The sequence below is a fragment of the Actinoplanes sp. TFC3 genome (assembly GCF_001553785.1).
In the GTDB taxonomy this organism is placed as follows: domain Bacteria; phylum Actinomycetota; class Actinomycetes; order Mycobacteriales; family Micromonosporaceae; genus Actinoplanes.
Genome location: NZ_LOJP01000002.1, coordinates 135,171 through 160,793 on the forward strand (window position 1 = coordinate 135,171; position 25,623 = coordinate 160,793).

A 25,623-nucleotide genomic window follows, 5' to 3' on the forward strand; every position below is an offset into this window, starting at 1 on the left:
GTGGTCGTGGTGGGCGGCGGGGTCGGCGGGGTGCCACCGCAGGCGCCCTGGTCGGCCCAGACGTCCCACTGGCCACTGTGGGTGGCCGGGCTCTCGTTCTGGGTCCACCACTTGGCGGAGTAGTTGTGCCCGTTCTGCGAGGCGGTTGCGCCACCGGTGTAGACGGCGCTGGAACTCCAGGCTCCGACGCAGGCGACAGCGGCGTTGGAAGCGGTCATGGGGATGACGGCGGCGGCGGTCGCAGTGACCGCCACGGCCGCGAGGATCAGGGATCGGCGCATGGGGGAATGGCCTTTCACGTCGTACATCGACAGTTGGCCAATTATTAGGACTGTTAACTTATTCTGTCCAGAGCCGCGTCGAATCTGATCCGATCGCCGTCACGGTCGAACAGCAGCAGGTCATTCGCGTGGATCCCCACGGTGACCCGGGTTCCCGGGGCGGCCGGGGCACGAGCCGGAACGCGGACGGCCAGCGGGGAAGCCGGCACCCCGCCCACATCCACCCGGACGATGACCTCGCCCCCGAGGCGTTCGGCCGACTCGACGGTGCCGGTCAACGACATTGCGTGCGTACCGTCAAAAAAATGATGTCCGGAGGGCGACCGTCACGCGCGCGTTGTCGTAGGCAAGAGGCAGTTGCAGTCCGTGCGGCAGCGCCAGGATCTGCGCACCCAGATCGACCGCCACCCGACCCGGCGTGACCTGCACCGCCCCGGCCAGCAGGCCGATGAACGGCGCGCCCAGGAACGCGGCCACGAACACGGTGTCCGGATCGGCGGTGACCTCGGCGGGCGCCCCGGCCTGCTCGATCACGCCATCGTGCAGGATCGCCACCCGGTCGGCCATGCTCATCGCCTCGGCGCGGTCGTGCGTGACGTAGATGGTGGTGACGCCGAGCTTGCGGGCCACCGCCACGATCTCGTCACGCAGCACCGCCCGCGAAACGGCGTCCACGTTCGACAGCGGCTCGTCGAGCAGCAGCACCGGCGGACGCCGCACCAGCGCCCGGGCCAGGGCCACCCGCTGGCGCTGACCGCCGGACAGATGCTCGGGATAGCGGCCGAGCAGATCCTCGACACCCACCACCCGGGCGGTCCCGGCCACCCGCTCGGCGATGTGGTCGGCCGGCGCCGAACTCACCCGCAGTGGAAACCCGATGTTCTGTGCCACGCTCAGGTGCGGGTAGAGCGCATACATCTGGGTCACCAGAGCGATCGGCGGCAACTCCGGTGACCCGACCGGCACGCCGTCGTAGCGCACCTCGCCGGCGGTGGGCTCATCGAGCCCGGCGATCAGCCGCAGCAGCGTCGACTTGCCGCAGCCGGCAGGGCCCAGCAGCACCAGGAACTCCCCCGGCGCCACGTCCAGGTCCACCCCGTTGAGGGCCGCCTTCGCGGGTCCGTTGTGGTCGTCGAAGATCTTAGTGAGCCCACGGACCGTGACAGCGACCATGCCGTCCAGTCTGCGGGTCGAAAAAGATCAATACCAGGTCAATTCGAGGGTGAAGGTGCCGCCGCCGATCCGGTGCCCTCGGGAGTGGACGGGTCCGGGTCGGCCGGGGGCGGCGGCGTGGTGGTCGGCCGGGTCGACGGCGGCACCGGCACCGTCGGGACCGGCCGGGTGGCGGGCGGACGGAACGTGGGGCGTTCGGTGGTCGGCCGCGGCGAATCGGGTCTGCCGGTGTCCCGCGGGTTGGCGGTTGGCGTGGCCGGGGTTGTGGTGCGCGCGGGCTGCGGCTGCTCGGCCGGGGTAGTGGTCGCCGGGGCCGACGGGGTCTGCGAGGGCGAGGCCGGCGGCGGGGCCGACGGGACATCCGAGGGCAGTTCCGAGGGCGTCTGGCTGGGCGCACCGGCGGGCGGTTCCACAGCAACACCGTCGCCACAGCTCAGGGTGGTGGTGCCGGCCATCACCACGGTGCCAGCGGCGTAGACACGGCCGGCGGCGACGCTGACGGCCGCCGGGTCGACGGCGTACCAGGCGGCACCGTTGTTGGTAACCGCGTCGGCGGCGGTGCGGGTCACGGTGAGCACGAGCGGCTCGTAGGCGCCGCTGGTGCTGGCGGTGCCGGCGAGCACGCGGCCGCCGTGGACGGTCAGCGCGCCGTGTGGGGTCCGGCTGCGACCGGGGTCGGTGGACAGCGCGCCGATGTCGGCCTGGGTGCCACCGCAGAGCAGCACCGCGGCGCCGCCCGGGAAAGTGAGGCGGCCGGTGGAACCCTGCGGGATGTCCAGGCTCGCACCCTCGTCGAGGTAGCGCCGGTCCCCCGCGGCGAGGCGGGCCGAGGTGCCGTCGACGGTGGCGGTGAGCGGGCCCTCGTCCGAGGTGAGCAGCGTGCGGTCGGCAGGCATCTCGGCCCAGGCCGGGCCGGGCAGGAATGCGGCGACGGCCAGGACCAGCGTGGTGAGCAGGGCCAGCAGCACCAGCCACCACATGCGCCGCTCGAACCGGCGGTCCGCGTCGTGGTTCTCGGTGCCGTCCGGCGGCCCCGGCGGCGAGGCGAGCGGCGGGTACGCTCCCCCAGCACCCCCACCGGCGCCGGGTCCCCCGCTCACGTGGTTCGGGTCGCCGACCAGCGGCGGCAGGTCGGAGGCATCCGGGATGACCCAGAGCCGGGCCGGCGTGCGGGTCTGCGCGACCGTACCGGGGTTGCCGTCGCCGACCGGGCCGATCAGGGTGCCCCGGCGCAGCTCCACGCCGTCGGGCATGGCGATCACGCCGGACTCGACGACCACCGCGTGGGTCGGGCCGGGCAGGTCGACGGGCGCGCCCGGCTCGAGGTCGAGGGGGTGGGCCGAGGCGATCAGGGCCAGCCGCTCGTCACCGGCGAGCCCGGCGAGCGCCGGGGTGTCGGCGAACAGGGCCTCGGCTTCGGCCCGCTCACCCGGGGGCGGTCCGGGCAGCGGCCCGATCACGGTGGCGACGGTGGCGGTCGGTACGGCCAGCAGCGTCGTGCCGGCGGTGTGCCAGTCCAGCGCGGCCGAGCGGCCGGTCAGCGCGTTCGCCAGGCCGACGACCCCGCCCGCGCCGACGTGGTGGCGGATCGTCCCGCCCGGGTCGCCGGGCTTGCGGGCCTGCATCGCGCCGTCGACCACCACGTAAACGGCCTGCTGGGTGGTGCCCGCGGCGATCATCTGGGTGCCGGTGCCCGGGCGGATCCAGCGGGCCCGGGCGGCGATGTCGGCGAGCGCATGCTCCCCGAGCCCGCCCAGGTCGGAGTTGCGCAGGGCGGCAAGCCGGCGGGGTGCGTCCTCTTCGCGGTTTTTCTCCGCGGCGCGCATCCGGGCCCGCCGCGTCCACCGGACGATCCGCGCGCTGCCCAGGTAGATCAGCGGCGCGGCGAACGCCAGCACCACGAGCAGCAGCAGGAGCTTGCCGCCGATGCCGTCGTGCCACAGCCCGGTGGTCAGCCCGGCGATCCGGTCGGCCCAGAGCCGGTACACCACTTCGAGCGCGGCAACGATCCACAGCACGCCCAGCACGCCGTACAGGGCGACGATCTTGCCTTCCCGGTCGAGGCTGCGCCACGCCGGGCCTCGGCCGCGCAGCTTGGCCGACAGCCAGGCCAACGCGCGGCCCCGCAGCCCGGGGATCTCGAGCCAGTCCATCAGCAGATAGCTGCCGTCGAGGGCGAGGAACGGGTTGGCGTTGAACAGCACGTTGAGATACCAGAGGAAGGCCAGCTTGAAGGCCAGCGGGCCGAGCGCGGGCACCGCGAGACCGATCAGCTGGACCGTGCCCGCAAGCACGAGCGAGGTGGCCGGACCCGAGGCGGCTACGAGCAGCCGGGCCCGCCGGCCGGCCATCCACGCGTCGGTGGTGTCAACGAAAACCGACGGGATGCCGTACGAGAGGGACACCCCCGCCTTCGGCACTTCCCGCCCGGCATGCTTGGCCGCCATCGCGTGACCGAGTTCGTGACAGGCCAGCGCCACCAGGTTGAGCAGCAGCAACACGATCGCGCCGAGCAGGTACGACCCGTTCGTCAGGAACACCGCCTGGCTGCCGCGCCACCACGTCGCCCCGAACAGGGCCACGCCGGCCAGCGCGAAGACCGCCATGACGATCGCGGCCGCCTTGCCGAACAGCAAGCGTCCCCCCGCGCGGTGCAGCGCGGTGATCAGCCGGTCGACGGTGAAGACGAGCATGCGGCGACCACCGGCGGCGGCGAGCACGGTGTGCCCGGCCCGCGCGGGCAGCGCACCCCGGTTCTGGTCGTGCGCCGGGCGGAACGCCTCCACCGGCAGGTCGTCGAGCATCCGGTTGGCGGCGAGGTCGGCGACCACCCGGCGTACCTGGTCCGGGGAGAGCCGGCCGGCCAGCCGGGCGAACTCGGCGACCAGCCGGGCCACCGTGTGACTGCCGTCCATCAGCAGCGCGAGCTGCCACTCCTCGGGGGTCAGCCGCAGATAGCTGGCCGGCCCGGCGTCATCGGGCGAGCGCAGCATCACGTACGACGATCCGCGGGCGCTGGTGAGCCCGACGGCCTCGATGCCGGCGCGCAGCACCGGGCGTGCCCGGGCCGGGTTGAGCCGGTCGACGACCGCTCCCCAGATCTCCGGGTCGGCGGGACCGAGCGGCTCGCCCGGTGCCCGTCCCGCGAGGGCTTCCCAGACGCTCATCCGGGTATCGACGTAGGTCACTCGGGTTGGCCTTCCGCTCCGCTATGGCGAATGGAGAGTAGGCGGTAGCACGGCGTTTAGGCGAGCCCCTGTTTCGACGCCCGCGAGGTGTTTCTGGCGCAGAGTGGACATAAAGGTGCGGTGAGTGACCAGACCAACCCCCTTGGTCTGCCCACTCACCGCACCCGGGGAGGTGTGCCGCCTGATGGCCCGGGCGGCACGGGATGAAGTTCTAGGACGCCTCGGCGAGCGTGGCGCTGACGGTCTGCTCGTCACCGTTGCGGGTGAAGACCACCGTCACCTTGTCACCCACCTTGGCGGCCTGGATGATCGCCACGAGGTCGTCGGAGTCGTTGATCGCCTTGCCGTTCACGCTCTTGATGACGTCGCCCTGCTCCAGGCCCGCCTTGGCCGCCGCGCTGTTCGCGGTGACCGAGCTGACCTGGGCGCCGCCGCCCTCGGCCTCGGCCACGCTGACGCCCAGCGCCGGGTGGCTGACCTTCTCGCCCTTCATCAGCGACTGGACCACCTGGGTGACCTTGTCGCTGGGGATGGCGAAGCCCAGGCCGATGTTGCCCGAGCTGTCGCCGGAGGTGGCGATCGCCGAGTTGATGCCGATGACCTCGCCGTTGGTGTTGACCAGGGCGCCGCCGGAGTTACCGGGGTTGATCGGGGCGTCGGTCTGCAGCAGGCCGGACATCGACGTCGTGCCGCCGGACTGCTGTTGCTGTTGCTGTTGCTGTTGCTGCTGGCCGCCGAACGGGTTCTGCGGGGTCTGCTGCTGGTCCTCGCCGCCGGACTGGATGGTGCGGTCCTTGGCGCTGATGATGCCCTCGGTGACCGAGCCCTCCAGGCCCAGCGGGCTGCCCAGCGCGAGCACGGTGTCCCCAACCTGCATGTTGGCGCTGGAGCCGAACTTGGCCGGCTTCAGGTCAGCGCCGCCGTCGACCTTGACGACCGCGAGGTCGGTGCGCGGGTCGGTGCCGGTGATCGTGCCCTGCACCTTCTTGCCGTCGGCGAAAATGACCGTCACGGTCTTGCCCTGCGCGGTGGCCACCACGTGGTTGTTGGTGACGATGTAGCCGTCGGTGTTGAGCACCACGCCGGAGCCCTCACCGCTCTCGGTGGTGATCGACACGACGCTGTCCTTGACCACCGCAACGATCTGGGCCAGCGACGAACGGTCCACCACGCTGTTGACCGAGGGGTCGGCGATCTGCACGGTCGAGGAGCCGCGGTTGTCGTCGAAGGCGAGCGCGGTGGCCGCCCCGACACCACCGGCGCCGAGCGCGATCAGCACGGCTACCGCGCCGGTGACCAGGATGCGCCGGCTGCGGGCCTTCTTGGCCGGGTCACTCTGCTGTTCGGTGCCGACCGAGGTGGCCCAGATCGGGGCGTCTGCGGAAGCGGCGTTGTACTGACCGTTGGGGTACTGGCCGGTGCTGTACTGACCAGCGTGGTACTGGCCGCTGCCGTACTGGCCACCGTCGACGGCGGGCTGAGCCGCGGCCGGCGCGTATTGCGGCTGCTGACCGGGGTAGCCGGCCCACTGCTGCTGGCCGTAGCCGGGCTGGCCGTAGGCGCCGTAACCGGACTGACCGGCGGCGGGCTGCTGGCCGCCCTGCTGCCACGGCGAGCCCGCCCACTGGCTGGGCTGCTGGGTCTGACCGGGCTGGGTCTGACCGGGCTGGGTCTGACCGGGCTGGGTCTGACCGGGCTGGGTCTGACCGGGCTGGGGGCTCTGGGGGGCGGACGGTGGCGGGGCGGTGTAGGCCGCCTGCTGCGCCGTGACGTCGGACGTTCCCCGCTCCGGGCTGCTGCCTTCGAGGGAGGCGTCCGCGGGCCGGTGCGACTGCTCCTCGGGCGAGGAGTTCTCGTGCCGCTGCGGGTTGGTCTCGTCGTCGTTCATGGGAACAACATTGCCCCCGACCGCTCCGACTGACCTGTGTTGACCCTGAAGGTTTTCTGTGAATGGCGCCTCACCCGGAAGGTCAGGATTCATCCGGTACGAGAGCCGGCAACGTGACCCGGAAAGTGGCCCCCTGACCGGGTTCGCTGATGACCTCCACGGTGCCGTGATGGGCCCGCACAATGGCTGCCACGATGGCCAGCCCCAGACCCGTACCGGTGGCCTGGCGATCGGTGCGCCGGGTGCGCGCCTCGTCCGCCCGGTAGAACCGCTCGAAGACGTGTTCGCGCTGCTCAAGACTGAGTCCCGGACCGGTGTCGGAGATCTCCACGACCGCCCGGTTGCCCGGTACGGTGGACAGCGCCAGGGTCACCGAGGCCTCCGGCGGGGTGTGCACCAGCGCATTGGTCATCAGGTTGCCGATCACCTGACGCAGCCGGGCGTCGTCGCCGAACGCGACAAGGTTTTCGGGTTCGTCGCGGATCTTGAGTTCGATGGTGCGCTCGGGCGCGGTTGCCTGCGCGGCGTGCACCGCGTCCAGCGCGAGCACAGGAAGCTCCACCGGCGCCAGCGTCACCGGTCGCTCCCGGTCGAGCCGGGCCAGCAGCAGCAGGTCCTCAACGAGCAAGCCCATCCGCGAGGCCTCGTCCTCGATCCGCCGTACCAGTTTGGCGACGTCTTCCGGGTTTGCCACCGCACCTTGGCGGTAGAGCTCGGCGAAGCCGCGGATCGAGGTCAGCGGCGTGCGCAGCTCGTGCGAGGCGTCGGCGACGAACTGCCGCATCTTGCCCTCCGAGCGGACCGCGCGGGCCTCGGAGGCCTGGGCGGCCTCGGCGGCGTCGCGGGCCTGTGACTCGGCGGCGCGGGCCGCGGTCTCGGAGTGCGCCCGGGCGGTGAACGCGGCTTCGATCTGCGCGAGCATCGCGTTGAGCGCGCGGGACAGCCGGCCCAGTTCGGTCTGCGGTTCGCCCTCGTCGGGCTCGGGATCGGGCACACGCTGGGTGAGGTCGCCGGCTGCGATGGCCGCCGCCGTGCGTTCGATCTGCACCAGCGGGATCAGGCTCTGCCGTACGATCGCAGCCCCCACCGCCGCCAGCGCGAACAGCACCCCCGCCCCCACCAGGATGTCGACCCAGACGAGCCGGCTGATCGCGTTGTCGATGCCCACCAGCCGCTGCGCCACATGCAGCACCGACCCCGCCGACGTGTACGTGACCAGCATCCGCCAGTGCACGCCGCCGTCCGGCGAGTTGACCGTGTACGGCTTGCCGGCGTGCTTGTTGACCTGGTCGACACCCTTGAGAATCGGCGGCAACTGGGAGGCGCCGTACACCCGGGTGTCGTACTTCTCCGATGTCGGGTTGAAGATGCCGTCGACGGTCGTGACGTTGACGTAGTAGTCGGTCGGCAGGATCACTTTGTCGTACGGGCCGAGGCTTTCGACAGTCGAGGTGAACTGCCGCAGCTGCGCGTCGAGCCGCCCGATCATGTAGTTGTGCAGCGCGTACGTACTGGCCGCACTGATCAGCGTGAGCGCGGCGAAGACCAGCGCCAGCACCGAGGCGACGAGCTTGGTGAGCAGCGGTACCCGGCGCAGCCCGGTCTGCATCGGGACGTGGCTGCGAACCCGTTCGGCGAGTTGCATTCCAGGCTCAGACGGCGGGTTTGCGCAGCACGTAACCCACGCCGCGGAGCGTGTGGATCAGTCGGGGCTGCACGTTGTCCACCTTGCGGCGCAGATAGGAGATGTACGACTCGACGATGTTGTCGTCACCGCGGAAGTCGTATTTCCACACGTGGTCGAGGATCTGCGCCTTGGAGAGCACCCGGTTGGCGTTGAGCATCAGGTAGCGCAGCAGCTTGAACTCGGTCGGCGAGAGCTGGACCCGCTGGCCTGCCCGGTAAACCTCGTGGGTTTCCTCGTCGAGTTCGAGGTCGGCGAAGACCAGGCGCGAGGGTTCCTCCTCGCCGGCCGTGGTGCGGCGCAGCACCGCCCGGATCCGCGCGGTGAGCTCCTCCAGGCTGAACGGCTTGGTCACATAGTCATCACCGCCGAGGGTGAGACCGCGGATCTTGTCGTCGGTGCCGTCGCGAGCGGTGAGGAAGACCACGGGGGTGCGCGTTCCACCCTCGCGCATCAACCGGATGACCTCGAAACCGTCGAGGTCGGGCAGCATGACGTCGAGCACCACGAGGTCGGGGGCGGCGTTCTTGGCCGCCGTGACGGCGGCGCTGCCGCTGGTCGCGGTGCTGACGTCGAACCCGGCGAAGCGCAGGCTGGCCGAGAGCAGCTCGAGAATGTTCGCGTCGTCCTCGACGACGAGCAGCTTGGCCTCGCTCTGCTTGCCCTGGGTCTGTGTAGCCATAGGACCCATCTTCACGCAGGCCGCTGCGCTGTTGCTGCACGCGCGCTGAAAGTTTTCTGTGAGCGGGCTAAGCGGCGAGACTGAACGACGAGGCCGGCAACCCGGAGGAAGCTTGGGCGGCGCGGGCCAGAACCCGGCGATCGGCACCCGCTTCGGGGCGTAGGGCCGGCGAGCCCACCAGGGTCACCGTCAGCCCGCGCAGGGCCACCACCCGGCGCACGGAGGACCATAGCGTGTCGTCGCCGATGAACGCGGCGGCCGGGGTGTCGTACCTGATGGTGATCGGCACAACCGGAGCCTGCGCGTCGATCGCGGCCTGGAACACCGCGGGCCGGAAGCGGCCGCGCTCGGCACCGCAGAACGTCGTCCCCTCGGGAAACACTGCGACCGAGCGTCCGCTCCGTAGGGCTGCTGCCACGTCAGCGACGGCGTCGGGTAGCTGCCTCGGGCGTTCCCGGTTGAGGAAGATCGCCCCGCTCGCCTTGGCCACCGCGCCGACCAGCGGCCAGGCGCCGACCTCGTGCTTGGCCACCAGCCGCACCGGTGCGACCGCGAGCAGCGCCAGCACGTCGAGCCAGGACACATGGTTGGCCACCAGCAGGCTCCCGGGTTTGACCGCGGGCCCCCGCCACCGCAACCGCACCCCCAGAGCCGCGAGCAGGAGCCGGGCCAAGGTCCGCACGCCGGTGCCACGCAGCAGTGGCACCAGCAGAACCCCTGCCAGCAGTACGCCCGCAGCGCCGGTCATGCGCACCAATGTGGTGAGCTTGCGCGCTGTCGTATCCCCGCCGGGCACGCAGTGCATGCCGCACCCGGACACCGGCCGCCACAGGCTGGAGGTGGTCATCGCGTCGCCCCCAGGAAGTGGCGGCGGTAGCGCGGGTCCATCCGGTCCATGGAGAACAGCACGTAGAAGTCCGCGCTCTGGAAATCCGGGTCGTACGCGGGCTGCCCGCAGACCCAGCTACCCAGCCGCAGATAGCCCTTGAGCAGCGGCGGAGCTTGCAACTTGGGGTCCCCGACCAGCGACGTCTCGGCGAGCCAGTTGCGCCGCGGCTCGACCCGCAGCGCCGGGGGCGACATGTGCTTGCTCTGCACGCGCGCCCATACCCCGGCCGCGGTGTGACCGCCGTCGTCGAGCGGTACCGACGCGCACCCGCCGAGCCAGCGCAGGTTGTTCAGGTGCAGGTAGCGGGCGATGCCGGCCCACATCAGGTTGACCACGGCGCCGGAGCGGTGGTCCGGGTGCACGCAGGAGCGTCCGGTCTCGACCAGTTGGTCGCGCAGCGGGCGCAGGCCGCTGAGGTTGAACTCGCCGTCGCCGTAGCGCCGGCCGGCCCGCTCGGCACCCTTGGGGGTCATCATCCGGTACGTACCGACGACGGCCCCGGTGGCGTCGTCGCGGACGATGAGGTGGTCACAGAAGTTGTCGAACTCGTCCACGTCCCGGCCGTCGGCGGTGGCGGTGCGCAGCGTGGCACCGAGCTCCCCGGCGAAGACCTCGTGGCGCAGCCGCTGGGCGGCCGCCACCTGATCCGCATCGTCGGCGATCAGGAGGGAGTAGCCGCTGGTCCCGATGGGTGCGGCGGCGGTCATGAGTACCGTCATGTGACCTGTGTAACGCTCGCGATTGCCGACGGTGTGTCGGGCCAGGTGGCCTCACATGACAGCTGAATGAACGCATGTCGCGGGGCGCCCCGGGTGGCCCCGGCCCGGTACCTTGTTCCGACCAGCCGAAACGGGGAGGAACTTGGTGTCCGGAGAGATCGTCGTCTCCCATCTGACGAAGCACTACCGCCAGCTGAGGGCGGTGGACGACCTGTCGTTCACCGTGCAACCGGGCCGGGTCACCGGGTTCCTCGGCCCCAACGGTGCCGGCAAGACCACCACCCTGCGCATGATGCTCGGCCTGGTACAGCCGACCTCGGGCACTGCCACGTTCTCGGGCACCCGCTACAACGATCTCGACGAGCCGATCCGCCAGGTCGGCGCGCTGCTCGAGGCCTCCAGCGCGCACCGGGGCCGCAGCGGCCGCAACCACCTGCGGATCATCGCCGCGGCGGCCGGGCTGCCCCAGCAGGCGGCCGACGACGCGCTGGCCAGCGTGGGGCTGACCCCGGCGGCCAAGCGCAAGTTCAAGGGCTACTCGCTGGGCATGAAGCAGCGGCTCGGGATCGCGGCTGCGCTGCTGGGCAACCCGCAGGTGCTGATCCTCGACGAGCCGGCCAACGGGCTCGACCCCGAGGGCATCCGGTGGATGCGTGACCTGCTCAAGTCGCTGGCCGCCCAGGGCCGCACCGTGCTGGTGTCCAGCCATCTGCTCGCCGAGATGCAGCAACTGGCCGACGACGTGGTGATCATTGCGGCCGGCCGGCTGGTGCGGCAGGGACCCGTGGGTGAGGTGCTGGGGTCGATGAGCGGGGCTGCGGTCGTACGGGTGCGCAGTCCTCATCCGGACCGCCTGGCCGCCGCTTTGTCGGAGACCTCGGCCACCGTCAATGCCCTGCCCGATGGCGCCTTCACGGTGACGGGCCTCGATGGCGCCCAGGTCGGGCACCTCGCGTTCACCGCCGGGATCGAGTTGCATGAGCTGTCCGCCGAGAAGGCCGACCTGGAACAGGTCTTCCTGCAGCTGACGGCAGGAAAGGCGGGAATCCGATGAAACTGCTGCGTGCCGAACTGCTCAAGGTCCGCACCACCAGCACCTGGTGGATCTTCGGCCTCATCGCGCTGGTGCTGTGGGCGCTCTCGCTGGGCGTCAACTGGCTGGTCGCCAACACCCAGGCCGACACCACCGGGCTCGACGCCGATCAGGCCGAGCAGGTGCGGGCCTCGCTGGAGCCGGTGAACATCGCCAGCAACCTGTTCACCAGCGGTCAGTTCTTCGGGCTGCTGATCGTGATGCTGCTCGCCGCGATCCTGTCGACCAGCGAGTTCTTCCACCAGACGGCAACGACCACGTTCCTGATCACGCCGCGCCGGGAAAACGTGGTGCTGGCCAAGCTCGGCGCGGGCGTGGCCTACGGGCTGCTGATCTGGCTGCTCACCACCGTGCTCAACCTGATCTTCGCCCCGCTGATCCTGAGCTCGCTCGACCTGGGCACCCAACTGGGCGAGGGGGCGATCTGGCGGGCGATCGCGTTGAACGGGCTCGCGTACGCGCTGTGGGCGGTGCTGGGCGTGGGTGCCGGCATTCTGATCCGCAGCCAGCTCGGTGCCACGATCACCCTGAGCCTGCTGTACGTCCTCGGCTACTTCGGGGCCGCCCTGTTCTTCGGCCTGCTCGCTCCCAAGTTCGGCGACTGGTTCGAGAAGCTGCAGGTCATCGTGCCGTCGCTGGCCTCGCAGCTGATGGTGTCGGGCACCGAGCTGCCCGGTAACCCGCCGCGCTGGGTGGGGGCCGTCGTGCTGATCGTCTACGCCGTGGTCGCGGGCACGGTCGGCACGCTGATCACCAAGAAACGCGACATCACCTGACGTTTCCGGCACCGGACTTGGTCACAGACGGGACGTGCGCATGGCTACGCCGACTTCACGGCGTAGCCTTGACGCCGAAATCCTTCGTCCCTGTGTGACGAACGTCGCGTGCTGATAACAGGTGAAAGAGGCGAACACGGAAGTGTCGACCCAGCAGACTTCGCAGGAAAACCCACTCGCGGACTTCGGTCCGAACGAGTGGATCGTCGACGAGATGTACCAGCGCTACCTGGCCGACCCCACAAGCGTCGACCCGGCATGGCACGACTTCTTCGCCGACTACAAGCCGGCCATGGCCAAGGGGTCCATCGTGACGCCCGACGAGGCCACCGCCGCGAACGCGAAGGCCACCGCTGAGAAGGCCGGCACGGACGCCCCGGCCGCCACCACAGTCGCGCCGGTGAAGCCGACCGTCCCGGCCGCGCCGGCCAAGCCCGCTCCCGCTCCCGCGGCGGCCAAGCCGGCTCCGGCCCCCGCGCCGGCCGCGGCCAAGCCCGCCGCGCCGGCCAACGGCACCGCCCCGGCGGGCGCCAAGGTGACCACGTTGCGCGGCGTCGCCGCCCGCATCGTGCAGAACATGGACGCCTCGCTGGAGGTGCCCACCGCGACCTCGGTGCGCACGATCCCGGCGAAGCTGATGGTCGACAACCGCATCGTGATCAACAACCACCTCTCCCGCGGGCGCGGTGGCAAGGTCAGCTTCACCCACCTGATCGGCTGGGCGCTCGTCCGCTCGGTTATCGCCCACCCCGAGATGAACAACTCGTTCGCCCAGGTGGATGGCAAGCCGGCGATGGTCGCGCCCGAGCACATCAACCTCGGCATCGCGATCGACCTGGCCAAGAAGGACGGCTCGCGCTCGTTGGTCGTGCCGTCCATCAAGAACTGTGAGCAGATGGACTTCCGGCAGTTCTGGCAGGCGTACGAGGACATCGTCCGGCGCGCCCGCCGCAACGAGCTGACCATGGACGACTACGCGGGCACGACGATCTCACTGACCAACCCCGGCGGCATCGGCACCGTGCACTCCATCCCGCGGCTGATGAGCGGGCAGAGCGCCATCATCGGCGTGGGCGCGATGGAATACCCGGCACCGTGGTCCGGCATGTCCGACGAGACCCTCACCGAGCACGGCGTCAGCAAGGTCACGACCCTGACCAGCACGTACGACCACCGGGTCATCCAGGGCGCGCAGTCCGGCGAGTTCCTCAAGGCGATGCACGAGTTCCTGCTCGGCGAGCACTCGTTCTACGACGACATCTTCACCTCGCTGCGGATCCCGTACGAGCCGGTGCGCTGGGTGCGCGACGTCGCCCGCACCTCCGAGGGCCAGATCGACAAGGCCGCCCGGGTCGTCGAGCTGATCCACGCCTACCGGGTCCGCGGGCACCTGATGGCCGACACCGACCCGCTCGAGTTTGAGATCCGCCGACACCCCGACCTGGACGTGCTGCAGCACGGCCTGACCCTGTGGGACCTCGACCGCACCTTCCCGGTCGGCGGCTTCGCGGCCAAGCAGAAGATGAAGCTGCGCGACGTGCTCGGCGTGCTGCGCGACACCTATTGCCGCCGGGTCGGCATCGAGTACATGCACATCCAGGGCCCCGAGGAGCGGCGCTGGATCCAGGACCGGATCGAGATCAAGTACACCAAGCCGGAGCCGGAGGAGCAGAAGCACATCCTCAACCGGCTCAACGCGGCCGAGGCCTTCGAGACCTTCCTGCAGACCAAGTACGTCGGGCAGAAGCGGTTCTCACTGGAGGGCGGCGAGTCGCTGATCCCGCTGCTCGACGCGGTGCTGCAGTCCTCGGCCGACGCCGGGCTGGACGAGATGGTCATCGGCATGGCCCACCGCGGGCGGCTCAACGTGCTGGCCAACATCGTCGGCAAGCCGTACGAGAAGATCTTCAACGAGTTCGAGGGGCAGATGGACCCCCGCTCGGCGCACGGCTCGGGCGACGTGAAATACCACCTCGGACAGACCGGCAAGTACACGACGCCGGACGGCGAGAACGCCACCACGGTCAGCGTGGTCGCCAACCCGTCGCACCTCGAGGCGGTCGACCCGGTGCTCGAGGGCATCGTGCGGGCCAAGCAGGACCGCCTCGACCTGGGCCTGCACGGCTACACGGTGCTGCCGGTGCTGGTGCACGGCGACGCCGCGTTCGCCGGTCAAGGCGTGGTGGCCGAGACGCTCAACCTCTCGCAGCTACGCGGCTACCGCACCGGCGGCACGGTGCACGTCGTGGTCAACAACCAGGTCGGCTTCACCACCGCCCCGGAATACAGCCGCTCGTCGCTGTACTCCACCGACGTGGCCCGGATGATCCAGGCGCCGATCTTCCATGTCAACGGCGACGACCCCGAGGCCGTGGTGCGCGTGGCCAAGCTGGCCTTCGAATACCGCCAGGCGTTCAACAAGGACGTCGTCATCGACCTGGTCTGCTACCGCCGCCGCGGGCACAACGAGGGCGACGACCCGTCGATGACCAACCCGCGGATGTACGAGATCATCGACACCAAGCGCTCGGTCCGTAAGCTCTACACCGAGGAGCTGATCGGCCGCGGTGACATCACCGTGGACGGCGCTCAGGAGCAGCTACGCGACTACCAGTCGCAGCTGGAGCAGGTCTTCAAGGCCACCCGCGACACCGCCGGCTCCCCGCCGCGGGTGCGCCCGGGTCTGGCCGAGGAGCCGGAGCCGCAGGTCGACACCGCCGTCGAAGCCGGTGTGGTCAAGTCGGTCGGCCAGGCCCACATCGAGCTGCCCGAGGGCTTCACCCCGCACAAGCGGGTCCAGCAGTTGCTGGAGCGGCGCGCCAAGATGTCCACCGAGGGTGGCATCGACTGGGGCTTCGGTGAGCTGATCGCCTTCGGCTCGCTGCTCAACCAGGGCGTCACCGTGCGCCTGGCCGGGCAGGACTCGCGCCGCGGCACGTTCACCTCGCGGCACGCGGCGATCATCGACGCCAAGACCGGCGACGACTTCCTGCCGATGTCCACGCTGGCCACCGGCAACGCCCGGTTCTTCGTGCACGACTCGTTGCTCAGCGAGTACGCGGCGATGGGCTTCGAGTACGGCTACTCGGTGGAGAACCCGGACGCGCTGGTGCTGTGGGAGGCCCAGTTCGGTGACTTCGTCAACGGCGCCCAGTCGATCGTCGACGAGTTCCTGTCCTCCGGCGAGGCCAAGTGGGGCCAGCGCACGTCGCTGGTGCTGCTGCTGCCGCACGGTATGGAAGGCCAGGGCCCGGACCACTCCTCCGGTCGCCCCGAGCGTTTCCTGCAGCTGTGCGCGCAGGACAACATGCGCGTGGCCAACCCGACCACCCCGGCGAACTACTTCCACCTGCTGCGCCGCCAGGCCCTGTCCAGCAAGCGCAAGCCGCTGGTGGTCTTCTCGCCGAAGTCGCTGCTGCGCCACCGCCTCGCGGTGTCCTCGGTGAACGACTTCACCACCGGCACGTTCCAGCCGGTGCTGGGTGACGCGGGCATCAACGGAAACCCGCTGGACGCCTCGTCGGTCAAGCGGGTCCTGCTCTGCTCGGGCAAGGTCTACTACGACCTGTTCCAGGCCCGGGCCGAGCGCGGCAACGCCGACACCGCGATCATCCGGATGGAGCAGATCTACCCGCTGCCCGTCGAGGAGCTCAAGGCGGTGCTCAACCAGTACCCCAACGCCGAGGACTTCGCCTGGGTGCAGGAGGAGCCGGCCAACCAGGGCGCCTGGTCGTTTGTGGCGCTCAACCTGCTTGAGCACCTCGAAGGTGTCCGACTGCGCCGCATTTCCCGCCCAGCCGCGGCCGCGCCGGCAGTCGGTTCGGCCAAGATGCACGAGGCCGAGCAGGCGGCGCTGATCGAGGCCGCCCTGCCGCGCGCCTGAGTCAGGCCTGTGCAGCGCCCCGCGGATTTCCCGTGGGGCGCTGCTCTTTAGGCTCACCACATGTACTTCACCGATCGTGGCATTGAAGAGCTGGTGGAGCGGCGCGGCGAGGAGTCCGTGACGCTGGAGTGGGTGGCGGAGCAGCTACGCACGTTCGTCGACAACAACCCGGAGTTCGAAACCCCGATCGAGCGCTTCGCCACCTGGCTGGCCCGCGCCGACGAGGACGACGAGGAATAAGACCCGCCGAGCCATGATCGGCCGCGTGGATCAGGTTTGGATCGAGCAGTGGCGCGGTGACGTACGAGCGGGCATAGCGACAATGCTCGCCACCTTCGAATCCCGGTTCGGCTTTGCGCCCGGCGAGCACGAGGTCAGTGGCCCGGCCACCGCAGCCGAGCTCGCCGGGCTGGTCGAGCTGCACGGCGATGCGGTGCCGGCCGCCCTGCTGGCGTTCTACCGGGTCGTCGCCGAGGTGCGGCTGCCGGACGTCAGCAACGGCTATTGGATTCACCGGCCGCCACTACCGGGTGAGGATCCGGGTCATCCGCGGTTGCTGAGCGACGGACGTACCGTTGTGGTGTTCGGCAGCGACGGCGGCGGGGCGATGTTTGCCCTGTCCGGCGAGGTGGTCCTGCGCCTGGCCGGCGGTGTTTTCCCGGACGCGGATTACGAGGCGGAACACGCCACCGAGGTTGCCGTGAGCCTGCAGGACTTCCTGCAATCCCTGCGCCGCGAGCTCACCGAGTTCGCCGCCCCCTGAGGCTGTGGATAACCACATGCCCGCCGGCCGTTCTCCCGCTAAGGTCATCACCTTCGATGGCTGCGGGGGTGGCGATGGTCGACGAGGATGCTGCACAACGCTCGGTGTGGCAGGAGTTCACCGGCGGCATGCGAAGCCGCTGGAAGCAGCGCCGGATCATACTGCGGCTGCTGCCCCAGGGCGGCTCCGCGGTTGTCGGCGCTGCAGTGCTGGCTCAGATTGTCGCCGGGCTGCTGCCAGTCGGGTTCGTGATCGCCACCGCGGCGGTGGTGGCCGGGGTGCCGGACGCGGTCGCCGGTGGGCTTGGTTCGCAAGCGTGGCTGGACCTGCGTACCCATCTGATCGCTGCCGCTTGTCTGTTCTTCGCCACCCAGCTGTTGCTGCCCGTGCAGACCTTCCTGGGCGAGGTGCTGCGGTGGCGCATCGACGACGGCGTCCGGGACCAGCTCATGGTCGACTCCTTCCGCGGGTCGGGCATCGCCGTGCTGGAGGATCCCGAGCTGCTCGACCAGGCCGCTGACGGGCTCAACAACCTGCGCATGGCCGCCTGGACCCCGGGTGCCGCATGTTCCGGGTTCGTCGCCCTGCTCTCCCGCTACCTGCAGACGGTCGGAGCCGCGGTGATCATCGCGGTGGAATACGTCTGGTGGGCCGGCGCGGCGGTGCTGGTGGCCGGGCTGACGATCCGCTTCGGCTACCGGGTCGGGCTGTCGGTGTTCGGCCGCGTCTACGTGTCCTTGCAGCGCGAGCGCCGGCGCAGCCGCTACTACCGCGATCTGTTGTTCACCCCGGCGGCGGCCAAGGAGATCCGGGTTTTCGAGCTGCGCGAGTGGATCGGAGCACGCTACGCCGATGCGTTCCTGGCTGGCTCCACTCCCGTGTGGCGCCAACGCCGGCGCATCTTCTACGGGCCGTACGTGATCTACACGCTGGTCGCCTTCTTGTTGTTGACCACGACGTTCGGGGCGGTGGCGGGAGCTACGGCGCGGGGGACGCTGACGATCGGGCTGTTCATGATCGTGATGCAGGCGGCGCTGGCCTCGGTGCGCATCGGCGGGTTCATCGCCGAGTCCGATGTGCAAACCGAGTACGGCATGAACGGGGTGACCTCGCTGCGGCGCCTGGGTGAGCTGACCGCGGAGGCGGCGGCTGCGGAGACGGGAAGCGCGCCGGTGCCCGAGGACGCGCCGATCCGCGAGATCCGCTTCGAAAGCGTCACCTTCCGCTATGCACCCGGCACTCCCGCGGTGCTGGACGGGCTCGACCTGACGATTCCGGCCGGTGCCTCGCTGGCGATCGTGGGGCTCAACGGCGCCGGCAAGACCACGCTGGTCAAGCTGCTGGCCCGCCTCTACGAGCCGGAGTCCGGGCGGATCACCGCCGACGGGGTGGACATCCGGACCTTCGCCGGGCTGGCCTGGCAGCGCAAGATCGCCGCGATCTTTCAGGACTTCATTCACTTCGAGCTTCCGGTACGCGACAACGTCGGCTTCGGCGCCTCCGGAACTGCCAGCGACGCGGCAGTGACCGAGGCATTGCAGCGCGCCGGAGCCCTCGACATGGTGGAGGCTTTACCGCTCGGCCTCGACACTCCCCTGTCCCGGCAGTACACCGACGGCATCGAGTTGTCCGGCGGTCAGTGGCAGCGCATCGCCACCGCCCGCGCGCTGTCCGCGGTTGACGGCGGCGCCCGCGTGCTGGTGCTGGACGAGCCGACGGCCGCCCTCGACGCCCGCGCCGAGGTGGCCTTCTTCGAGCGTTTTCTCGACCTCACCCGCGGTGTGACCAGCCTGGTCATCTCGCACCGCTTCTCCACCGTGCGCCGCGCCGACCGGATCGCGGTACTGGAACACGGCCGGGTCCTCGAATCCGGCACGCACACCGAGTTGCTGGCCGCAGACGGCCGCTACGCGCAGCTCTTCCATCTGCAAGCAGCCCGGTTCATCGAGGAGGAGCCCGCCGATGCGTGAGTTCTGGCGCGGCACCACAGCGGTTCTGGTCTCCTCGTGGCGGGCCAGCCCGAGCCGCCTGCTGATCTCGGCGGCGTTGATGCTGCTCGGCAACGTCAGCACGCCCCTGATCGCGGTGTTCCTGGCGGTCGCCACCGACGCCGCGCTGCGCCGCGACACCGGCACCGCCGTGCAGTCCGCCGCCGCGGTGGCGCTGGTCGCGCTGCTCAGCCTCACCATGGAACACTTCGCGCACATCTTCTTCTTCGAGCTGGCCGACCTGCACATGCTGCGGGTGGAACGCCGGCTCGGGGACCTGTCGCAGGGCGCGGACGGCCTCGACCACCTGGAGCGCCAGGACTACGCCGACCGGATGGAGTTGCTACGCAAGGAAGGCTGGGAACTGGCCGCGAGCGTGCAGACCGTGCTGACCGCGATCACGCTGTCGGTGCAGGTGCTGCTGACCGCGGTGCTGCTGGCCGGGGTCGAGCCGTGGTTGCTGATGCTGCCCCTGTTCGCCGTGCCGCCGCTGGTGGCCGGTCGGTTCGCCGAACGCCGGCGCGAGCGCGCGGAGCTGGCCTCGGCGGAGTCCCGGCGGCTCGGCTGGCACCTGCTGGAGCTGGCGGTCAGCTCGGCAGCGGCCAAGGAGATCCGCCTGTTCGGGCTGCCGCAGGTGCTGCGGGAGCGGCAGCGGGCCGCCCGGCGCCGCGAGGAGGTGGCGCTGCGCCGGGCCGAGCTGACCGGGATGCTGCTGCGCCTCGGCGGCCAGCTCGTCTTCGCGATCGGGTACGTCGCCGCGGTGGTGGTGGCGGTGCGCTCGGCCATCGCGGGGCAGCGCTCCGTCGGCGACGTGGTGCTGGTGATCACCCTGGCCGTGCAGACAAATGCGCAGGCCGCCGGGGTCGTCGCGGTGGCCGGGCAGTTGCAGCGAGCCGTACGGGCCATGGGCTGGGTGCACTGGCTGGGTGAGGAGTCGGTGCGGGCCGCCGATCCGGTGGTGGCCGACCGTCCGGCGCCGGAGATGCTGAGCGACGGCGTGCGCTTCGACCGGGTGGCGTTCCGCTATCCCGGTACGGACACCGACGTGCTCAGCGACGTGACTCTGCACCTTCCGGCGGGCGCCACGGTGGCCGTGGTCGGTGACAACGGGGCCGGCAAGTCCACACTGGTCAAGCTGCTGGCCCGCTTCTACCGCCCGGTCAGCGGGACGATCACCGTCGACGGCGTCGACCTGCGCCGGATCGCGGCACCCCGGTGGCGCGAGCGGATAGCCGCGGGCTTCCAGGACTTCGTCAAGCTGGAGGCGCCGGCCCGCGAGAGCATCGGCGTGGGTGCCCTGCCCCGCCTCGGCATCGAGCCGGACGCGGTGCCCGCAGCCGTGCGGCGCGCGGACGCCGAGACGGTGGTCGAGCGGCTCTCCGACGGCCTGGACACCCACCTCGGCAAGGCGTACGAGGACGGGACGGAGTTGTCCGGCGGTCAGTGGCAGCGGGTGGCGCTGAGCCGGGCGATGATGCGTCCCGAGCCGCTGCTGCTCCTGCTCGACGAGCCCACTGCGGCCCTCGACCCGCTCACCGAGCACGCCCTGTTCGAGCGCTACGCGGCCTCGGCCCGGGAGGTGGGCGCGCGCACCGGGGGCATCACGGTGCTGGTGTCGCACCGCTTTTCGACGGTACGGATGGCTGATCTGATCCTGGTGGTGGCCGACGGCCGGATCGCCGAGTCCGGCACCCATCAGCAGCTGATGGCGCTCGGCGGGCGGTATGCCGAGATGTACGGGCTGCAGGCGGCCGCGTACCGCTGAAGGACCCCCTGGCGGGTAGGTTGAGCACGTGGCAAGCAGCGTCTACATCGCCGGGCTCGGACCGGGCGTCGGTAAGGGCACGGTCGCCCTCGGCCTGATCGAACTCCTGTCCCGGCAGGTCGCGCGGATCGGCGTGTTCCGCCCGCTCGTGCCGGGGTCGGGCGCGGATCCGGTGCTCACCCTGCTGACCGAGCGCTACCCCCTGGTCGCCGGTTACGAGGAGTCCTACGGGGTCACCACCACCGAGGCGGCCGCGCTGATCGCCGACGGCAAGTGGGAGGAGCTGATCTCCCGGATCGTCGAGCGCTACCGCGACGTGGAGCACCGGTGCTCCTCGGTGGTGGTGATCGGCAGCGACTTCGCCGGCGCCCAGCCGAGCGGCGAGGACGGGATCCCGCGCGAACTCGGGTTCAACGCGCGACTCGCCACCGAGTTCGGCAGCGTGGTGCTGCCCGTGGTCGGCGGCCAGGGACGCGGGGACATCAGCGGGGCGGTGCGGTCGGCGTACCACTCCCTGGTTGATCTGAATGCCACAGTGCTGGCCGTGATCGCCAACCGGGTTCCCGGCGGGGTGGCGGCGCCGGAGGGCCTGCCGGTGCCGGTCTGGGTGATTCCCGAGGTGCCAGCGGTGGCCGCACCGACCGTCGCCGAGGTGGCCGCCGCCCTCGACGCGAACGTGATCACCGGGGGTGACGCCGCGCTCGACCGCGACGTGCTCGACTACGTCGTCGGGGCCGGTCACGTGCCCGCAGTGCTCGAACACCTCAAAGAGGGCGCGCTGCTGATCACGCCGGGTGACCGGGCCGACCTGCTGGTCGCCGCGAGCGCCGCGCACACCGCGGGCAATGTGACGCTGGCCGGGCTGGTGCTGACCATCGGCGAGTTCCCCGACCCGCGCGCTGTGCAGGTCATCGAGCGGTTGAACACCGGGCTGGCGATGCTGGTGGTGCAGACCGACAGCTTCGACACGATCAACGCGGCCGGACGCATCCAGGCCCGGCTGAGCACCCGCACCCCGCGCAAGATCGAGGCCGCGCTGGGCGCCTTCGAGCAGCATGTCGACACCGCCGAGCTGACCCGCCTGCTCGACGTCACCCGCTCGGCACGGGTCACGCCGCTGATGTTCGAGAACGACCTGGTCGACCGGGCCCGCGCCGACCGCCGCCATCTGGTGCTGCCCGAGGGCACCGAGGAACGCATCCTGCGCGCCACCGAGACACTGCTGCGCCGCGGCGTGGCTGAGCTGACCCTGCTCGGCAACCCCGAGGAGATCACCCGCAGGGCCCGTGAGCTGGGCGTGGACCTCGGCGACGCCCGGCTGGTCGACCCGGCCACCAGCAGTTGGCGCGACGACTTCGCCGAGCAGTACGCGACCCTGCGCAAGCACAAAGCGGTAACCCTGGACTTGGCCTACGACGTGGTCCGCGACGTCAACTACTTCGGCACCATGATGGTGGCTGCCGGCCTGGCCGATGGCATGGTCTCCGGCGCCACGCACACCACCGCCGCCACGATCCGCCCGGCCTTCGAGATCATCAAGACGGTCCCGGACGTCTCGGTCGCCTCCAGCGTCTTCTTCATGCTGCTGGCCGATCGGGTTCTGGTATACGGCGACTGCGCGGTCAACCCCGACCCCAATGCCGAGCAGCTTGCCGACATCGCCCTCTCCTCTGCGCGCACCGCCGCCGCCTTCGGCATCGAGCCCCGGGTGGCCATGCTGTCCTACTCGACCGGCAGCTCGGGCGCCGGCGCCGACGTGGAGAAGGTCGCCGCGGCCACCGCCCTGGTCCGCGAACGCCGCCCCGACCTGCCGGTGGAGGGTCCCATCCAGTACGACGCCGCGATCGACCCGGCCGTGGCGGCGACCAAGCTGCCGGACAGCGACGTGGCGGGCAAGGCGACCGTGTTCGTCTTCCCCGACCTGAACACCGGCAACAACACGTACAAGGCGGTCCAGCGCTCGGCCAACGCCGTGGCGGTCGGCCCGGTCATGCAGGGTTTGCGGAGACCGGTGAACGACCTGTCCCGCGGCGCGACAGTGAAGGACATCGTCAACACAGTGGCTATCACGGCTATCCAGGCGCGCTCATGAAGATCCTCGTGCTCAACACCGGCTCGTCATCGGTGAAGTACCGGCTTTTCGACGGCACAGATACCGAGGCCAAGGGCTTGATCGAGCGCATCGGCGAACCCGGCGGCGACGCCAGCGACCACACCGAGGCCCTGCAACGGGTGATGGAATCGGTCGACCTGAACGGGCTCGGGGCGGTCGGTCATCGCGTGGTGCACGGCGGCAGCAAGTTCGGCTCGGCCACCGTGATCGACGACGAGGTGGTCCAGTCCGTCGAGGACCTGGTGCCGCTGGCGCCGCTGCACAACCCCCCGGCGCTCAGCGGCATCGCGGTGGCCCGCAAGCTGCTGCCCGAGGTGCCGCAGGTAGCCGTGTTCGACACCGCGTTCCACCAGAGCATCCCGGCCGACGGCGTGGCCTACGCGATCGACGCCGACCTCGCGTCCCGCTGGCAGATCCGGCGGTACGGCTTCCACGGCACCTCGCACGCCTACGTGGCCCGGGAGACCGCGGCGCTGCTGGGCCGGCCCGTCGAAGACACCAAGGTGATCACCCTGCACCTGGGCAACGGCGCCAGCGCCTGCGCGGTGGACGGAAGTCGCAGCGTGGCCACGTCCATGGGCATGTCCCCGCTGGCCGGCCTGGTCATGGGCACCCGCAGCGGCGACCTGGACCCGACAGTGATCTTCCACCTGCACCGGGTGGCGGGCCTGTCCCTCGACGAGATCGAGCACTCCTTGACCCGAAACGCCGGTCTGCAGGGCCTGACCGGCGACAACGACATGCGCACGATCCAACGCCGCCGCGACGAGGGTGACGAGGCCGCTACGCTGGCGTTTGATGTCTATTGCCGTCGGCTCAAGGAGTACGTGGGGACGTACCTGGCGGTTCTGGGCGGCGCGGACGCCATCACCTTCACCGCCGGGGTGGGGGAGAACGTGCCTGCGGTCCGGGCCGCGGCTTTGGATGGACTGGCCGGACTGGGCATCGTTGTTGACCCGGACCGCAACGCCCGCGGGGAGCGGATCATCTCCGCGGAGGGGTCGGCAGTTACGGTTTGCGTCGTCGCCACCGATGAGGAGGCCGAGATCGCTCGGCAGGTTGAGGCGCGGCTCAGCCCAGAGCCAGCCAAGCAATGACCGCGATCAGCACGATGGCGACGGCGGCGACTCCAATGATCAGCGGGGTCTTCGAGGGCGCGGCCGGCTCCTCGGGGGCGTTGTGGGTGAAGGCGCGGAAAGCCTCGGTGTTGCCGCTGGGATCGACATGATTGTCAGACATGGGCACGACCATAGCGAAGGCCCGCACACCGCTACCAGCCAGCTTTCTGTGATCCAGCAGACGGTACGGCTGAGCGCTGCCGCCGGTGTGGATGTTTGGCTGCGCGGCGGCTGGGCCCTGGACTTCTTTCTCGGTGAGGTTACCCGGGAGCACCTCGACATCGACTTCTTCTGCCGGGCCGAGGACGCGGACCGGCTGGTCGTTCTACTGCACGAGCAGGGCTTCCGCGATGACCCCGGCCCGCCGCCGGAGCAGCAGCGCGACCTGACCGCGCCGAACGGCTCAGAGGTTAGCTTCGCGCTGCTCAGCTGGGCTGCGGATGGCTGCCCCACGGTGGCCGGCGGTGCCTTCGCGGGCGAACGCTGGCCCGCCGACCTGCTGGACGGCGGCACCGGGCAGATCGGCGACGTGGTCTGCCCGATCGTGGCGCCGCGAGCCCAGATCGAGATCAAGCAGATGATGCCGGTGTGGGTTCCGGGCCTGCGCCGCCGCCCGAAAGACGCCGAGGACATAGCCCGCCTGAATCACCGGCTGAGCGAACTCAGTGCAGGTGGTCCACAGCCACCTTCCCGAACACCTCACCCGAGTTGAGCCGCGCAAAGGCATCCGCCACCGCCGAGAACCCGTACGTCGAGTCGATCACCGGGCGTACCTCGTGCTCCACGCAGAAGTCGAGCAGCGCGGCCAGCTCTGCGGCCGTACCCATCGTGCTTCCCAGAATGTGCAGTTGCATCATGAAGACGCGGCGCAGGTCAACCTTGGGGAACGGGCCGCCCGTAGCTCCGCAGACCACGATCCGTGCGTTCGGGGCCGCGCACTTCAGTGAGTGCTCGAACGTAGGCGCGCCGACCGACTCGATCACCACGCCCACGCGTTCGGGCAGGCGCGCCCCCGGTTCGACGGCGGTGGCTCCCAGCGCGGCGATCCGGTCGCGTTTCTGCGGGTCGCGGCTGGTTGCGTACACCCTCTTGCCCATCGCCACGGCCAGCACCACCGCCGCTGTTGCCACGCCGCCGCCTGCACCTTGCACCAGGACCGCGTCGGCTTCCGAGACGCGGCCCTGCGTGGTCAGCATGCGGTAGGCGGTCAGCCAAGCGGTCGGCAGGCAGGCCGCATCCAGAAACGAGATGCCGGCCGGTTTGGGAAGGAGATTGGCCGCCGGTACGGCCACGCGCTCGGCCAGCGTGCCGGGCCAACGCTCGGACAGCAGGGAGAAGCCGCGCGGGTCCTGCTGGTCCTCGATCACCGCGTGGATGACCACCTCGTTGCCCTCGGAGTCCACTCCGGACGCGTCGCAGCCGAGGATCATCGGCAGCCGCTCGGCGGGCAGGCCGACGCCGCGCAGGGACCAGAGCTCATGGTGGTTGAGCGAGCTGGCCCGCACGTCAACAGTCACCCAGCCCTCGGCGGGGCTGGGCTCGGGCTGCTCCCCCACGGTGAGAGCAGCGAGCGGCTCATCCGGTTTGGTGGCACTGGCATAGGCGGCGCGCATGGTCCCG

21 protein-coding genes are annotated in these 25,623 nt (G+C 70.3%); 10 read left to right on the forward strand and 11 right to left on the reverse strand.

The genetic code is table 11. The annotated features are described in order from the left end of the window. The 9 genes from TFC3_RS27625 to TFC3_RS27665 all read right to left on the reverse strand — a co-directional run. The coding region (locus TFC3_RS27625) for a carbohydrate-binding protein (RefSeq protein ID WP_369819701.1) at positions 1–281 on the reverse strand (281 nt) is incomplete at its 3' end. A gap of 53 nt (positions 282–334) precedes the next feature. Beyond that, on the reverse strand, positions 335–565 hold the full coding sequence (locus TFC3_RS27630; protein WP_067507973.1) for a TOBE domain-containing protein: 231 nt from the start codon (positions 563–565) through the stop codon (positions 335–337). A gap of 13 nt (positions 566–578) precedes the next feature. Then, a complete protein-coding gene (locus TFC3_RS27635) occupies positions 579–1,454 on the reverse strand; it encodes an ABC transporter ATP-binding protein (protein WP_067507976.1) in 876 nt (291 codons plus the stop codon). Positions 1,455–1,492: 38 nt separating this feature from the next. Continuing rightward, complete coding sequence (locus TFC3_RS27640) at positions 1,493–4,642, reverse strand: cyclic nucleotide-binding protein (RefSeq protein ID WP_067507978.1); 3,150 nt, start codon at positions 4,640–4,642, stop codon at positions 1,493–1,495. A gap of 211 nt (positions 4,643–4,853) precedes the next feature. Continuing rightward, positions 4,854–6,530, reverse strand: a complete 1,677-nt coding sequence (locus tag TFC3_RS27645) for a S1C family serine protease (RefSeq protein ID WP_067507980.1) — start codon at positions 6,528–6,530, stop codon at positions 4,854–4,856. Positions 6,531–6,612: 82 nt separating this feature from the next. Then, the gene (locus tag TFC3_RS27650; protein ID WP_067507982.1) at positions 6,613–8,175 is read right to left on the reverse strand and encodes a cell wall metabolism sensor histidine kinase WalK; all 1,563 of its coding nucleotides are present in this window, start codon (positions 8,173–8,175) and stop codon (positions 6,613–6,615) included. A gap of 7 nt (positions 8,176–8,182) precedes the next feature. Further along, positions 8,183–8,896, reverse strand: a complete 714-nt coding sequence (locus TFC3_RS27655) for a response regulator transcription factor (protein ID WP_067507985.1) — start codon at positions 8,894–8,896, stop codon at positions 8,183–8,185. Between the two features lie 67 nt (positions 8,897–8,963). Continuing rightward, on the reverse strand, positions 8,964–9,743 hold the full coding sequence (locus TFC3_RS27660; RefSeq protein WP_067507987.1) for a 1-acyl-sn-glycerol-3-phosphate acyltransferase: 780 nt from the start codon (positions 9,741–9,743) through the stop codon (positions 8,964–8,966). After that, positions 9,740–10,504 (reverse strand): GNAT family N-acetyltransferase, encoded by a 765-nt coding sequence (locus tag TFC3_RS27665; RefSeq protein WP_067507989.1) that lies wholly within the window; start codon positions 10,502–10,504, stop codon positions 9,740–9,742. The genes TFC3_RS27660 and TFC3_RS27665 overlap by 4 nt, the downstream gene beginning before the upstream one ends. Before the next feature lie 145 nt (positions 10,505–10,649). On the opposite strand from TFC3_RS27665, the gene TFC3_RS27670 reads away from it, so the two are divergent. From TFC3_RS27670 to TFC3_RS27710, 9 genes are all read left to right on the forward strand, one after another. Then, on the forward strand, positions 10,650–11,558 hold the full coding sequence (locus tag TFC3_RS27670) for an ABC transporter ATP-binding protein (RefSeq protein WP_153040509.1): 909 nt from the start codon (positions 10,650–10,652) through the stop codon (positions 11,556–11,558). Next, the gene (locus TFC3_RS27675) at positions 11,555–12,373 is read left to right on the forward strand and encodes an ABC transporter permease (protein ID WP_067507993.1); all 819 of its coding nucleotides are present in this window, start codon (positions 11,555–11,557) and stop codon (positions 12,371–12,373) included. The genes TFC3_RS27670 and TFC3_RS27675 overlap by 4 nt, the downstream gene beginning before the upstream one ends. Before the next feature lie 142 nt (positions 12,374–12,515). Then, positions 12,516–16,256, forward strand: a complete 3,741-nt coding sequence (locus tag TFC3_RS27680) for a multifunctional oxoglutarate decarboxylase/oxoglutarate dehydrogenase thiamine pyrophosphate-binding subunit/dihydrolipoyllysine-residue succinyltransferase subunit (protein WP_067509731.1) — start codon at positions 12,516–12,518, stop codon at positions 16,254–16,256. 60 nt (positions 16,257–16,316) lie between these two features. After that, complete coding sequence (locus tag TFC3_RS27685) at positions 16,317–16,496, forward strand: DUF6104 family protein (RefSeq protein WP_067507995.1); 180 nt, start codon at positions 16,317–16,319, stop codon at positions 16,494–16,496. 25 nt (positions 16,497–16,521) lie between these two features. Continuing rightward, entirely contained in the window at positions 16,522–17,019 is a 498-nt protein-coding gene (locus tag TFC3_RS27690) for a hypothetical protein (protein ID WP_153040510.1), read from the forward strand. Positions 17,020–17,075: 56 nt separating this feature from the next. Further along, positions 17,076–18,989, forward strand: coding sequence for an ABC transporter ATP-binding protein (locus TFC3_RS27695; protein ID WP_082772552.1), 1,914 nt, complete (start codon positions 17,076–17,078; stop codon positions 18,987–18,989). Next, positions 18,982–20,772, forward strand: coding sequence for an ABC transporter ATP-binding protein (locus tag TFC3_RS40225; RefSeq protein WP_067507999.1), 1,791 nt, complete (start codon positions 18,982–18,984; stop codon positions 20,770–20,772). Before TFC3_RS27695 ends, TFC3_RS40225 begins: the two co-directional genes overlap by 8 nt. Before the next feature lie 28 nt (positions 20,773–20,800). Beyond that, on the forward strand, positions 20,801–22,864 hold the full coding sequence (gene pta, locus TFC3_RS27705) for a phosphate acetyltransferase (RefSeq protein WP_067508002.1): 2,064 nt from the start codon (positions 20,801–20,803) through the stop codon (positions 22,862–22,864). Further along, positions 22,861–23,982 (forward strand): acetate/propionate family kinase, encoded by a 1,122-nt coding sequence (locus TFC3_RS27710; protein ID WP_067508004.1) that lies wholly within the window; start codon positions 22,861–22,863, stop codon positions 23,980–23,982. The genes pta and TFC3_RS27710 overlap by 4 nt, the downstream gene beginning before the upstream one ends. Here the strand turns inward: TFC3_RS27710 and TFC3_RS38590 are convergent. Continuing rightward, positions 23,957–24,124 carry a hypothetical protein gene (locus TFC3_RS38590; RefSeq protein WP_173745406.1) on the reverse strand — a complete coding sequence of 56 codons (168 nt, stop codon included), beginning with the start codon at positions 24,122–24,124 and terminating at the stop codon, positions 23,957–23,959. The genes TFC3_RS27710 and TFC3_RS38590 overlap by 26 nt on opposite strands. Here TFC3_RS38590 and TFC3_RS27715 point away from each other — a divergent pair. Then, on the forward strand, positions 24,110–24,715 hold the full coding sequence (locus TFC3_RS27715; RefSeq protein ID WP_067508006.1) for a nucleotidyltransferase domain-containing protein: 606 nt from the start codon (positions 24,110–24,112) through the stop codon (positions 24,713–24,715). The two genes, TFC3_RS38590 and TFC3_RS27715, sit on opposite strands and share 15 nt — an antisense overlap. On the opposite strand, the gene TFC3_RS27720 is transcribed toward TFC3_RS27715, so the two are convergent. Continuing rightward, the gene (locus TFC3_RS27720; protein ID WP_067508008.1) at positions 24,666–25,616 is read right to left on the reverse strand and encodes a zinc-binding dehydrogenase; all 951 of its coding nucleotides are present in this window, start codon (positions 25,614–25,616) and stop codon (positions 24,666–24,668) included. The two genes, TFC3_RS27715 and TFC3_RS27720, sit on opposite strands and share 50 nt — an antisense overlap. Positions 25,617–25,623: the final 7 nt, after the last annotated feature.

What these genes read in the sequence shown, in the direction of transcription:
- TFC3_RS27630 (WP_067507973.1), bottom strand. Translation starts at nt 565, where the DNA reads ATGTCGTTGACCGGCACCGTCGAGTCGGCCGAACGCCTCGGGGGCGAG.
- TFC3_RS27635 (WP_067507976.1), bottom strand. Translation starts at nt 1,454, where the DNA reads ATGGTCGCTGTCACGGTCCGTGGGCTCACTAAGATCTTCGACGACCAC.
- TFC3_RS27645 (WP_067507980.1), bottom strand. Translation starts at nt 6,530, where the DNA reads ATGAACGACGACGAGACCAACCCGCAGCGGCACGAGAACTCCTCGCCC.
- TFC3_RS27650 (WP_067507982.1), bottom strand. Translation starts at nt 8,175, where the DNA reads ATGCAACTCGCCGAACGGGTTCGCAGCCACGTCCCGATGCAGACCGGG.
- TFC3_RS27655 (WP_067507985.1), bottom strand. Translation starts at nt 8,896, where the DNA reads ATGGCTACACAGACCCAGGGCAAGCAGAGCGAGGCCAAGCTGCTCGTC.
- TFC3_RS27660 (WP_067507987.1), bottom strand. Translation starts at nt 9,743, where the DNA reads ATGACCACCTCCAGCCTGTGGCGGCCGGTGTCCGGGTGCGGCATGCAC.
- TFC3_RS27665 (WP_067507989.1), bottom strand. Translation starts at nt 10,504, where the DNA reads ATGACGGTACTCATGACCGCCGCCGCACCCATCGGGACCAGCGGCTAC.
- TFC3_RS27675 (WP_067507993.1), top strand. Translation starts at nt 11,555, where the DNA reads ATGAAACTGCTGCGTGCCGAACTGCTCAAGGTCCGCACCACCAGCACC.
- TFC3_RS27685 (WP_067507995.1), top strand. Translation starts at nt 16,317, where the DNA reads ATGTACTTCACCGATCGTGGCATTGAAGAGCTGGTGGAGCGGCGCGGC.
- TFC3_RS27695 (WP_082772552.1), top strand. Translation starts at nt 17,076, where the DNA reads ATGGCTGCGGGGGTGGCGATGGTCGACGAGGATGCTGCACAACGCTCG.
- TFC3_RS40225 (WP_067507999.1), top strand. Translation starts at nt 18,982, where the DNA reads ATGCGTGAGTTCTGGCGCGGCACCACAGCGGTTCTGGTCTCCTCGTGG.
- TFC3_RS27710 (WP_067508004.1), top strand. Translation starts at nt 22,861, where the DNA reads ATGAAGATCCTCGTGCTCAACACCGGCTCGTCATCGGTGAAGTACCGG.
- TFC3_RS27715 (WP_067508006.1), top strand. Translation starts at nt 24,110, where the DNA reads ATGATTGTCAGACATGGGCACGACCATAGCGAAGGCCCGCACACCGCT.
- TFC3_RS38590 (WP_173745406.1), bottom strand. Translation starts at nt 24,124, where the DNA reads ATGTCTGACAATCATGTCGATCCCAGCGGCAACACCGAGGCTTTCCGC.
- TFC3_RS27720 (WP_067508008.1), bottom strand. Translation starts at nt 25,616, where the DNA reads ATGCGCGCCGCCTATGCCAGTGCCACCAAACCGGATGAGCCGCTCGCT.